The following is a 12,128-nucleotide window of genomic DNA, read 5'->3' as shown; positions in this document are numbered from 1 at the left end:
AGGTTTTATCTAGTGTTTTCGGCTTTCTTTTGTCGTTTCGTTTTTGTCGTTTCTCTCGAGTGCTTGACTATAATACCATGCCTATTCCCTTTTGTCAACACTTTTTTTGAAAAAGTTTTCGGTTTTTGTCGATTTATTCTTCTACAGTAATTTATAGCCTGTTTTACATCTATTTTAAATTGATTTGTAGCTATTATTACCTGATATACCTTCTTTTTACTATTCAAAGCCATCTATACGCTACTTCTTTTTCGTTATCTATCTTACGATTTTTTTAGAAAATTATACTTTTTTTCAAAAATTATTTTTAATATCAAGATTTTTCCTTGCATATTCTTATATAAGTGCGGGGCAATCTGTTGTTATATAAGGAGGGATTATCATGAAATCCGCAAGATGTAAAAAAGGACTAACATATCTCTGGAAGATTTTTGTTGTTTCACTTGTAAATGTATTAATGATTGTTATTGTTGTCAACAGCAGCCCTGTAGAAGCTCTCTCTAAAGAAGGCTCTAGTGGTACTGAGGTTACTCAAATACAAACAAAACTCAAAAACTGGGGTTACTACTCTGGAAGCGTAGACGGTATATTTGGCAGCGAAACTAAAAAGGCTGTTATTAGCTTTCAAAAGAAAAACAACCTGACTGCTGACGGCGTAGTCGGCAATGCTACTCTTTCTGCATTAGGTATGAGCAGTTCATCTGGTTCTTCTAATTCATCTGGCAGCTCTGGTGGATATGGCGGTTACAGCGAAAGTGAATTTAACTTATTTGCGCAAGTCGTTTCTGCCGAATCTCGAGGCGAACCTTATCAAGGACAAGTTGCTGTTGCTGCCGTTATCCTTAACCGTGTGTCACACCCTTCATTCCCTAACACGCTTTCTGGTGTTATCTATCAACCTGGTGCCTTCTCCTGCCTTAATGATGGCGGTATTAACGCAGCAGTTGCTGATTCTGCCTACAAGGCTGTTCGTGAAGCTATAAACGGTTCTGACCCTTCAGGTGGTGCTATCTATTATTATAACCCTGTTAAGTCTACTAACAAATGGATTTTCTCTCGCCCTATCATTACTGTAATTGGAGCCCACCGTTTTTGTTCTTAAAATCACTAATTTTATTTACCTGTATTCAATACACTATACGTCTTCACTGAATTAAAGAAATGAAATAGTTTCTTTCCTTTTTCTCATTCTTATACAAAACAACGTTATTGAATGTAAGACTCACATGATAAACCATAATATAGAAAGAGGGATTTCATTAATCCTTCTTTTTTTATTGCAATGATTCTCTTAGTATCCTAGCTCTTCCCCAACTAATATAATTTCAATACGCTTTAAGTCATTTCTCTGATTAGAAGTAATCACATAATGCCGACAGATTCTATCTGGAGATTGGCATCCCTCTGTCATATTCCCATTCACTGCTATGCATTGGCCTTTTTGGGCACACGGTGTATTCTTCTTTAGTCTCATGCAGTTATACGGCGCTGCAATTGTTTTTACTCTCCTAACCGCCTCTTCTATATTTTTTACTATTTTATTGATTCCCGCCACTACAATAACCTTTTTAGGACCAAAGCTGAAAACAGCTACTCTATTACCAAAACCATCTACATTATAAAGCTCGCCGCTCTCAGTTATTGCATTGCTGCTTGTGAGATACATATCACAATTCTGTGCTTTTTGATAAAAAGCTACTCGCTCACTTTTTTTATTTTCTTTATCTAACCACTCATATTCGCCACTTGCTAACAGTTCTTTAATTCCAATCTGCTCCAAAGTGACTGAACCACCACTTGAAATAACATCACCTTTCTTTAATAGAGAGCGTATGATATCTTTAGCTTCTTTTTTGTCTTTGGCCATATGAGTTGTAAAGTTGTTTTTTTCCAAAACTTTTGCTACCTCTTCTAACTTCACTATATCAGTTGATTTAGACTTTTGGTTCATCTTATTTTCCCTTCTGTGCTTTTTTTCTCATACAATATGGTTTATAAATTGATGTCTTATGAAAGTCTACACATTCTCCACATTTTCCGTGCCGCTCACACTTTTCCTTTTTACATGGACATATTCCCTTTATTTTAAAATCTTTTTCTTCTTTTTCCATCTCATACACCTTTTCTTGCTTATACCAAATCTTTATTGGTATTTAATATTTTCTTTACTTTATTAATTCTTTCACTTTATTGCATTTAAACACTTTGCAAACAATTTCTATCTAGACTCCATCTTACTCGCTTATTAAGAAATTATACTTTCTTTTCTATTCGATATACGTTTATCATTATAATCTGTTGCAGCAATAGATACAACAGAAGTAAAAATTACCTACTAATATCAAAGAAGCACACAGCTCGTTTGCTGTGTGCTTCTTTATTATTCATTTATTATGCTTGGTGAAAAGTCTTGAAAAGATCGATAACTCTTTCTTTTTGAACTGCGTTTGCTTCTTCTTTGCTTTGATCTTGATAAATCATCACATATTTTCCGCTGTTACTGAGAACCGCATCCACTTCTTTTTCAATAACCTTCAATTTACCGTTTGCTTTTACATTTTCAAGATTCGTTTTAGCTTCTTCTGTTAAATTCTCTAAATCAAATTCATATACTTCAATCTGCACGGTACTCTTGTTATAACGGAATAAATAACGGTAACCGTCTTTTGCTTCAATAACATCATACGACATTTGTGCTTTTTCATCAGCCACTGAATAGGTCTTCTCTAGATATTCACAAAGCCCCGCCATATCATCTTTAAAATCTGTGTCAGAGATTTTTGGAAGGTCGATTTCTTCCTGTCCGCTTGCCTCTCCTGCTTTGGTAGGCAAAACTAAATCTACACTTGCTGTCGCATTTGCACTATTTCTATTTGTTGGCATACAGCCTGTTAATGTAAACACCAATATTAATGACGTAATTAACACAGCAATTTTTTTCATAAAGAAACTCCTTTCGGCTTGGGGCAGTTTCATTTTTATTTTAATAAGAAAATGGACGCTGAGCCTCGCTTTTGCGAGGACCAACGTCCCTTTGGGTTGTGGTGACCCGGACGAGAATCGAACTCGTGTTACCGCCGTGAAAGGGCGGTGTCTTAACCGCTTGACCACCGGGCCTCAATTGGTAGCGGCAAATGGACTTGAACCATCGACCGTTCGGGTATGAACCGAATGCTCTAGCCAGCTGAGCTATGCCGCCATATTAAGGTTGCCCCTTTGCTCGCCATATCTAGCAGAGCATTAACTAGTATAATGCATGTCCCTTTATTTGTCAACAGTTTTTCTAAAAATTTTTATTGATTTTTTTATTTTGTTTTTTAGATCTAAAATGAGACAAACTTACAAACAAATCTAACATCAAAATTGCTTTTCCAACTGACCTAAACAGTTTATCAGAAATAAAACTAAAATGCAACCTTACTGTAACGATTGTATTTCTATCATTCTTGTAGATACAATAAACTTAGCTTATAGCGATTAGTCTCTCTTGTATATGCTGTCTTATTCTTTTTCTTTCAACATTACCGCTTAATTGTGTTGAAAGAAAAACCGCTACTTCAATTCTATAATAATCCTATAATATAAAGAAAGAAGATTCAGCAAAAGCCAAATCTTCCTTCTTTATATTATTTAAATTATTCTGGATTAAAAGAATAGTTCGGTGCTTCTTTTGTAATTTGAATATCATGTGGATGACTTTCTTTTAGACCTGCACCCGTGATACGAACAAACTGTGCTTTTTCATGCAATTCTTCTATACTAGCACAGCCTGTGTAACCCATGCCGGAACGGAGTCCGCCAAGCATTTGGAAAATAGTATCAGCAAGAGGACCCTTATAAGGAACTCTTCCCTCAACACCCTCTGGCACGTGCTTTTTCTGCTCTGCCTGAAAGTATCTGTCTCCACTGCCGTGAGCCTGTGACATAGCACCCATACTGCCCATACCACGATAAACTTTAAATTGTCTGCCTTGATAAAGTTCATATTCACCTGGTGCTTCTTTACAGCCTGCCACCAAAGATCCTAGCATAACAGCACTAGCACCAGCTGCTAAGGCTTTTACAATATCACCGCTAAATTTAATGCCGCCATCGGCAATAACAGGAATACCATATTTAGAAGCTTCACATGCGGCGTCATATACTGCTGTAATCTGTGGAACACCAATTCCAGCGACTACTCGAGTCGTACAGATTGAACCAGGGCCGATACCAACTTTTAGGCAGTCTGCGCCAGCTTCTATTAACGCCTTAGCTGCTTCTGCTGTGGCAATATTACCGGCAATTACCTGCAAGTCTGGGTAAGCTTTCTTTATTTTAGCAACTGCCTTAATGATATCTTCATGGTGTCCATGGGCTGAATCAAGACCAACTACGTCAACTTGTGCTTCTACAAGAGCTGCTACACGCTCCAACACATCTCCAGTAGCCCCAATGGCTGCTCCACAAAGCAAACGACCGCCTGCGTCTCTTGCAGAAAGCGGATAGCGAACTGCTTTTTCAATATCTTTGATGGTAATCAGACCTTTTAGTCTGCCCTTCTCATCAACAATAGGAAGCTTTTCTATTTTATATTTACGAAGAATTGTTTGTGCTTCAGCAAGTGTTGTGCCAACAGGTGCTGTAATCAGATTCTCTTTTGTCATGACACCACGAATTGGCTGTTCAAAATCATTCTCTGTCATAAATCTCATATCTCGGTTTGTGATAATACCCACTAAAACATCATTTTCACAAATCGGGACTCCTGAAATTTTGTAACGTGCCATAATTTCATCAGCTTCACGCACAAGGTTGTCCGGTGCTAAGAAGAAAGGATTGACAATAACACCATTCTCAGAACGTTTTACACGATCTACCTGATCTGCCTGATTTTCAATCGACATGTTCTTGTGAATCATTCCGATTCCACCTTCACGGGCAATTGCAATGGCCATATCAGCTTCCGTTACTGTGTCCATTGCGGCTGTCATAATCGGTGAATTCAATCGAATCTTTTTAGTTAGATTAGTGCCAAAGTTAACTTGAGCCGGCAAAATGTGTGATTCAGCGGGAATCAGCAACACATCGTCATAAGTTAGTCCCTCTTTGACAAATTTTCCAGCATAATTGGTATTCAGCATTTTTTCCACTCTCTCCTTCTATTTATACATTATATTGTTATTATGAATTGAATTGTAAAAGAAAGCTTTTTTGATTTATAGTCGATAATTATAACACTCTCAAATCTCTTTTACAAGATAGATTTCAGGGTTGTAAATAGGTTTAGCGTTTTCACTAAAAACATTTCGTTTTCAATTGCTTTGTATGCTATTTTTCGGCTATTTTATGCCAAAATTTCACTTTTTTATATATTAAAAAGCTGCCCTAAAGAAATCTTCAGGACAGCTTATTTATTTAAACTTTAGGCACAATTCTATCCTTGCCACCCATATACATTCTAAGCGGTTCAGGAATTTTCACGCTGCCGTCTTCCAACAGGTTATTCTCTAAATAGCAAATCAGCATTCTGGGAGGAGCTACCACGGTATTGTTTAGCGTGTGGGCAAAATAATTCCCCTCACTTCCCTTAATACGAATACCCAAGCGACGTGCTTGTGCATCTCCTAGATTTGAACAGCTACCTACCTCAAAGTATTTCTGCTGTCTTGGTGACCAGGCCTCTACGTCAATACTTTTCACTTTAAGGTCAGCTAAATCACCTGAACAGCACTCTAGTGTTCTAACAGGAATATCCATAGAACGGAATAGATCTACAGTATGCTTATAAAGCTGATGGAACCAGTTCATGCTGTCTTCTGGTTTACAAACAACAACCATTTCTTGTTTCTCAAACTGATGAATACGGTAGACACCACGTTCTTCAATGCCATGTGCCCCCACTTCTTTTCTAAAGCACGGAGAATAACTGGTTAGGGCAAGCGGAATTTTTTCTTCTGCTGTAATCGTATCAATGTATCTACCAATCATAGAATGTTCACTTGTGCCGATTAAATAGAGGTCTTCTCCTTCTATTTTATACATCATATTTTCCATTTCAGAAAAACTCATAACACCAGTAACCACTTCACTGCGAATCATAAAAGGAGGTACACAATACGTAAAACCTTTATCTATCATAAAGTCACGAGCATAAGACAAAATGGCAGAATGAAGTCTAGCTATATCTCCGCAAAGATAGTAAAAGCCATTTCCACTGGTTTTGCGAGCACTGTCAAGGTCAATTCCCTCAAAACGGTCCATAATATCTGTATGATATGGCACTTCAAAATCAGGAACAATTGGCTCTCCAAATCGCTCTACTTCTACATTCTCACTGTCATCTTTACCAATTGGTACAGAATCATCAATAATATTCGGAATCACCAGCATTTTCTCACGGATTTGTGCTGCCAGTTCTTCTTCTTGTACTTCCATTGCTTTTAATTCGTCTGCGATGTCTGTTACTTTCTTTTTAGCTGCTTCAGCTTCGTCCTTGAGTCCTTTTCCCATCAAAGCACCAATTTCTTTGCTGACGGTATTTCTCAACGCACGAAGTTCGTCCCCTCTACCCTTTGATTCTCTGAATTTTTTATCCAACTCAATCACTTCATCAACCAAAGACAATTTATTGTGCTGAAACTTTTTCTCCATATTGGCTTTTACAAGCTCTGGATTCGTACGAACTAATTTAATATCTAACATACCTATTGACCATACCTTTCTTGGTAGTTTGCTCATTTGCCTAAAATTTTCTTTTTATTGCATTTATCTATTGATCTCTCAGCTTTAATTCATCAATTAGACTTTCTAAATCTTCTTCGCCATAAAATTCAATCTGAAGCAATCCCTTTTTCTTTGTTCCCGACACCTTTACTTTTCTGCCTAAATAAGCATTTAGTGCCAGTTGGGTTTCTTCATAATATTTTCTCTGCAAAGAAATCGGTTTTTCTTTTTTTTCTTCTTCTTGCCAATTTTGTGCTAACTTCTCAAGTTCTCTAACAGACATGCCTTCAGCAGCTTTTTTAGCCGCCTCTCTCATTTTTGATTCATCAGAAAAGCTTAAAAGTGTGCGAGCGTGTCCTGCCGTAATCAAACCACTTTCTAGCATTCTTTGAATATCCTCGGGGAGATTTAACAAGCGAAGCGCATTAGTAATTGCGGGCCGTGATTTCCCAATCGTCTTAGAAACATCTTCTTGCGTAAAATTCTGTGTTTCCATTAACGTTTTATACCCTTTTGCTTCTTCAAGAGCTGATAAATCCTCTCGCTGCAAGTTTTCAATTAAAGCAAACAGCATTTCATCACTGTCACTCATATCTCTTACAACAGCCGGAACTTCTGTTAGGCCCGCCATTCGAGCAGCACGCCATCTTCTTTCACCGGCTACAATGCGGTAACCCCCACTGAGCATGGGGCGAAGCAACATTGGCTGTAAAATACCATGTTGCGCAATAGAATCAGCAAGTTCTGCTAAAGCTTCGCTATCAAATTCTTTTCTGGGTTGTTCTCGATTTGGCTCTATTTCATTTATTTTAATCGTAATCGGGGTTTCAGATGTAGACACGTTTTCTGCAAAAATAGCATCAAGCCCTTTGCCAAGACCTCTCTTCTTCATCTAACTCCATCCTTTAATCAATTATTTGTTATTTTTTATTATTTCTTTTGCTAAATCATTATAGGTTTCAGCGCCTTTAGATGATTTATCATAGTATAAGACTGGTTGTCCAAAACCAGGTGCTTCTGATAATCGGACCGTACGAGGAATAACTGTCTTAAATACTTTACGCGGAAAATATTTTTTCACTTCTCCCACCACTTGTTGAGTCAGATTCAATCTGCCGTCATACATGGTGAGCAAAACACCCTCTATTTCTAACATCTCATTATATTGCCTTTTGATCAGACGCACTGTATTCATTAACTGCGAAAGACCTTCTAGGGCATAATATTCACATTGAATCGGAATTAAAATGGTATCAGCAGCATTCAGTGCATTGGTTGTGATTAATCCCAAAGACGGAGGGCAATCAATCAATATAAAATCATAATCGGCACGAACAGCAGAAAGCGCTTTTTTTAACACTTCTTCCCTATTCTCCAAAGAAACTAATTCAATTTCAGCACCGGCAAGATTAATATTAGACGGCAAAACATCCAGCTTTTTAAATTCAGTCTTAACAATAGCCTCTTCTATTTTCGCGCCATCAATCATAACTTCATAAACGGTGTTATTTTTTCCGCGGCGATCTACCCCTACACCGCTGGTAGAATTACCTTGAGGGTCAATATCGACTAAAAGTGTTTTCTTTCCCATTCCTCCAAGAGCGGCAGACAAGCTGACAGCTGTCGTTGTTTTTCCTACACCACCCTTTTGATTGGCCACTGCAATGATTTTGCCCATTGAATCATTCCTTTTCTTATGAAACATCTATTTCTTATGTTTATTATCATACCACAACTCACTCTAAAAAAAAAGTGTTCTTGCTACAAACTTTTAAATGTTTCACGTGAAACATTTTGTTTTGATAAGAAAAGACAGCTGTCAAATGACAACTGTCCTTTCAATGGGAAATGAATAAGGGAATGGGTTAAACTTGTAATCTGTTTAATTTCGGAATGCGAACGGTGCACTGAATATACTCTTCAGTTTCAATTCGTTCCGATTGTGCTTCAATGCCTGCCGTTTTCATCGCTATTACGGCATGGTCAATTGTATTAATAAACAAGCGAACATCTTTAGCTATAAAAGTTCGCATTGGTTTTTTCTTCTTCTTTTTCTCCGATAAGATGGATTCAATAAAATCTTCTGTTTGCGCAACATTAAATCTGCGTTCAATCACAGTTTCAAGCACTTTTGCTCTCGATTCAGCATCAGTAATTTTCAGAAGTGCTCTAGCATGTCTTTCAGTCAGATTAAACTTTAATATATCTGCTTGCTCTTTAGGGTTTAATCTTAACAAGCGAAGTTTGTTAGCCAAGTAAGATTGACTCATGCCAAGACGCCTAGCTGCTTCTTCTTGTTTGATATCCCATTCTGACAATAAACTTGCTATTGCATTTGCTTGCTCAAAAATATTTAGATTTTGCCTTTGAATATTTTCAAGTAACGCTAAAACGGCGCTTTCTTCCTGTGAAAATTCAGATATGATTGCTGTGATTTCTGTTAGGCCAGCTAGTTTTGTTGCTCTTAAACGTCTTTCACCAGCAATTAAATAATATTGTCCTTCATCCTTTCGCACTGTAACCGGCTGAAGCAACCCGTTTTCCTTTATACTTTCCGCCAGACCGGAAAGCTCGTCCGCTGAAAAATACTTGCGGGGTTGGGACGGATTCGGCAATATTTTTTCAACTGGCAGTGTAACAAGTTTCAACTTCTCCTTAAAAAACATGGTTGCGCCTCCTTTAGTGTTATTCTAACATTAGGCGAGTGCATGTTTTGTTGTAAGCTGTCGGCAAAAAATTAATTCATGACTTTTTTTTAGAAATAATACTACTGTGTCGCGGATACTTAGGGGAAGTCTTCTCTTTTTTTTGAATCACTACCAGTGTTCTTTCATCACCACACGGCAACGAGAAGTTTTCTACCTTCTGCGTTTTTGCACCAAGCTCTGCAATCATTCTTTTAGCAGAATCTAATTCATCCTCTAAATTAGGTCCTTTCATGGCAATAAAAATTCCGTTTTTCCTTACCAAAGGTAAACAATATTCAGAGAGAATATTCATATTAGCAACAGCTCTCGCAGTTGCCACATCAAAAGACTCACGATACACAGGGTCTCTCCCCGCATCTTCTGCACGAATGTGTATACTATCTGCTTCTATTTGCAAAGCTTCGCAAAGCGCCTCTAAAAATACAACTCGTTTATTTAAACTATCCATTAAGGTGAGTTCAATATCTGGTCGCATAATTTTGAGGGGAATACCAGGAAATCCCGCACCTGTCCCTACGTCAACCAAAGAAATACCTTTATCCAATTTGACTTTCTTTAAGATTATAACACTATCAAGAAAGTGCTTTTCAATAATTTTAACAGATTCTACTATAGAAGTCAAATTAATTTTGTTATTCCAATCCAATAGAACTTCATAATAGGTCTGAAATTGTTCTACTTGTTTATCTGAAATTTCTATATCTTCTTGTGTAAATAAATCTACTATTTGTTTTCTGATGTCTTCCATGTTAAGAGTTTCCCTTTTCATGTTTTCTAGTGGCAAGCCATATCAATAAAATAGAAATATCAGCAGGGCTAACACCTGATATACGACTAGCCTGTCCTATGTTTTCTGGATGAATCTTGTTTAGTTTTTCAATAGCTTCTAAGCGCAGCCCTTTAATGACAGAATAATCAAAGTCAATTTCAAGTTTTTTTACTTCAAGGCGTTGCATTTCGGCAATATCAGCTTTTTGTCTTTTAATATATCCCTCATATTTGAGTTCAACCTCAACACTCTCAAAAATTTCTTCTGGATAGTCTGGTCTTGTTTCATCTAATATTGTTAAATTGCCATATGAAATTTGCGGTCTTTTTAAAAGATCACAAAGTTTGATTCCAGTAATAACTGCCGATGTTTCACGTGAAACCAAAATATCATTTAATTCATCTGAGGGAGAAAAGACAACTTTTTGAGTTCGTTTCAGTTCTTCCTGCTTTTGTTGCATTTTTAACTCAAACTCTTGCCAGCGTCCATCTTTAATTAAACCAATTTCATGACCAATAGGCGTGAGTCTCTCATCTGCATTATCTTGTCTCAAAATCAAGCGATATTCTGAACGAGATGTCATCATGCGATAAGGATCGCTAACACCCTTTGTAATCAAATCATCAATTAATGTACCAATGTACGAGCTAGAGCGATCTAAAATGAGAGGTTCTCTTCCCTGAATTTTTAGTGCTGCGTTAATGCCGGCAACCAATCCTTGTGCCGCAGCCTCTTCATAACCAGAGCTTCCATTAAACTGTCCGGCTCCATACAAACCTGGTAAATCCATAAATTCAAGCGTAGATAATAATTGCAGTGGATCAGCACAATCATATTCAATTGCATAGGCCGTTCTCATAATTTCTACATTTTCAAGACCGGCTATTGTTCGATAAAACTGAATTTGAACATCTTCTGGTAAAGATGAGCTCATGCCCTGTAGATACATTTCCTCTGTATCCAGTCCACAAGGCTCAATAAAAAGCTGATGCCGTTTTTTGTCTGCAAAACGCATAATCTTATCTTCCAAGCTTGGACAATAACGAGGGCCTACCCCCTCTATCATACCGCCATAAAGAGGAGAACGATGTATATTCTTTTGAATAATCTCTTTTGTTTTATCATTTGTCCAACTAATATGACAAACATCTTTATTTTCTAGCTTTTCTTTTGTTTCATAAGAAAAAGGTACAATTGGTTCATCACCTTCTTGCACTTCTAAATTCGTAAAGTCAATCGAAGAGCGAAGCACCCTTGCCGGTGTTCCTGTTTTAAAACGTCTTAATGAAACACCTAGTTTTTCAAGAGAATCTGTCAAGAAAAATGCAGGAAACATACCATCTGGGCCACTGTTATAAGATACATCTCCAATAAAAATACGTCCACCCAAAAATGTACCTGTTGCAATAATAACAGCCTTTACTTCGTGTTTTGCACCCAACCGTGTCGTTATTTCCCAGTTTTCGTCTTTTCGCTGTAAATCAATAATTTCTGCTTGCTTTAAAATCAGATTTTTACAGGTTTCAAGTTTATGTTTCATTACTTTTTGATAGGCTACACGGTCAATTTGAGCTCGTAAAGAGTGAACTGCAGGCCCTTTCCCTCTATTCAGCATTCGACTCTGAATCATCGTCTTATCAGCTGTCTTGCCCATTTCTCCGCCAAGCGCATCAATCTCTCTGACTAAATGACCTTTTGCTGTTCCTCCAATACTTGGATTGCAAGGACAGTTTCCAACAGCATCTAGATTAATCGTAAACACAGCTGTTTTACATCCTAAACGAGCAGAAGCGAGTCCTGCTTCAACACCAGCATGACCTGCTCCAATAACAGCAACATCAAAGTTTTCTGCCTGATAATATTCCATACTTCTTCATCCTCCCGGCGGCGAATCACCGCTAACACATCGAGATACATACGCTTAATAGACCCCTTATTCGCCCATT

Annotated in this window: 11 protein-coding genes and 2 tRNA genes; 1 reads left to right on the top strand and 12 read right to left on the bottom strand. The window is 37.5% G+C overall.

Annotated features, from left to right (window positions below; all coding sequences use genetic code 11):
- Positions 1–382 precede the first annotated feature (382 nt).
- The gene (sleB, locus tag CS931_RS07435) at positions 383–1,102 is read left to right on the top strand and encodes a spore cortex-lytic enzyme (protein WP_099205120.1); all 720 of its coding nucleotides are present in this window, start codon (positions 383–385) and stop codon (positions 1,100–1,102) included.
- A gap of 189 nt (positions 1,103–1,291) precedes the next feature.
- Here the strand turns inward: sleB and CS931_RS07430 are convergent, their stop codons facing one another.
- The 12 genes from CS931_RS07430 to mnmG all read right to left on the bottom strand — a co-directional run bounded on the left by CS931_RS07430 (position 1,292) and on the right by mnmG (position 12,049).
- Positions 1,292–1,951, bottom strand: coding sequence for a lactate utilization protein (locus CS931_RS07430; protein WP_099205119.1), 660 nt, complete (start codon positions 1,949–1,951; stop codon positions 1,292–1,294).
- A gap of 1 nt (position 1,952) precedes the next feature.
- Positions 1,953–2,111 carry a hypothetical protein gene (locus CS931_RS12810; protein ID WP_200814960.1) on the bottom strand — a complete coding sequence of 53 codons (159 nt, stop codon included), beginning with the start codon at positions 2,109–2,111 and terminating at the stop codon, positions 1,953–1,955.
- A gap of 280 nt (positions 2,112–2,391) precedes the next feature.
- The gene (locus CS931_RS07425) at positions 2,392–2,943 is read right to left on the bottom strand and encodes a hypothetical protein (protein WP_099205118.1); all 552 of its coding nucleotides are present in this window, start codon (positions 2,941–2,943) and stop codon (positions 2,392–2,394) included.
- Between the two features lie 99 nt (positions 2,944–3,042).
- Positions 3,043–3,117 (bottom strand) — tRNA-Glu (locus CS931_RS07420).
- A gap of 5 nt (positions 3,118–3,122) precedes the next feature.
- Positions 3,123–3,199 (bottom strand) — tRNA-Met (locus CS931_RS07415).
- Positions 3,200–3,635: 436 nt separating this feature from the next.
- The gene (gene guaB, locus CS931_RS07410) at positions 3,636–5,123 is read right to left on the bottom strand and encodes an IMP dehydrogenase (RefSeq protein WP_099205156.1); all 1,488 of its coding nucleotides are present in this window, start codon (positions 5,121–5,123) and stop codon (positions 3,636–3,638) included.
- A 274-nt stretch (positions 5,124–5,397) separates the two neighbouring features.
- Positions 5,398–6,684, bottom strand: a complete 1,287-nt coding sequence (serS, locus tag CS931_RS07405; protein ID WP_099205117.1) for a serine--tRNA ligase — start codon at positions 6,682–6,684, stop codon at positions 5,398–5,400.
- 67 nt (positions 6,685–6,751) lie between these two features.
- Positions 6,752–7,597 carry a ParB/RepB/Spo0J family partition protein gene (locus tag CS931_RS07400; RefSeq protein ID WP_099205116.1) on the bottom strand — a complete coding sequence of 282 codons (846 nt, stop codon included), beginning with the start codon at positions 7,595–7,597 and terminating at the stop codon, positions 6,752–6,754.
- A 21-nt stretch (positions 7,598–7,618) separates the two neighbouring features.
- Positions 7,619–8,383 (bottom strand): ParA family protein, encoded by a 765-nt coding sequence (locus tag CS931_RS07395; RefSeq protein ID WP_099205115.1) that lies wholly within the window; start codon positions 8,381–8,383, stop codon positions 7,619–7,621.
- A 187-nt stretch (positions 8,384–8,570) separates the two neighbouring features.
- On the bottom strand, positions 8,571–9,371 hold the full coding sequence (locus CS931_RS07390) for a ParB/RepB/Spo0J family partition protein (protein WP_099205114.1): 801 nt from the start codon (positions 9,369–9,371) through the stop codon (positions 8,571–8,573).
- A 76-nt stretch (positions 9,372–9,447) separates the two neighbouring features.
- Positions 9,448–10,161 (bottom strand): 16S rRNA (guanine(527)-N(7))-methyltransferase RsmG, encoded by a 714-nt coding sequence (gene rsmG / locus CS931_RS07385; protein WP_099205113.1) that lies wholly within the window; start codon positions 10,159–10,161, stop codon positions 9,448–9,450.
- Between the two features lies 1 nt (position 10,162).
- Complete coding sequence (gene mnmG, locus CS931_RS07380; protein ID WP_099205112.1) at positions 10,163–12,049, bottom strand: tRNA uridine-5-carboxymethylaminomethyl(34) synthesis enzyme MnmG; 1,887 nt, start codon at positions 12,047–12,049, stop codon at positions 10,163–10,165.
- Positions 12,050–12,128 lie beyond the last annotated feature (79 nt).

Source organism: Scatolibacter rhodanostii (genome assembly GCF_900197595.1).
GTDB lineage: Bacteria > Bacillota > Clostridia > Oscillospirales > Acutalibacteraceae > Scatolibacter > Scatolibacter rhodanostii.
The sequence above is the reverse complement of the archived record's forward strand: the minus strand, read 5'-3'. Positions and strand labels throughout refer to the sequence as shown.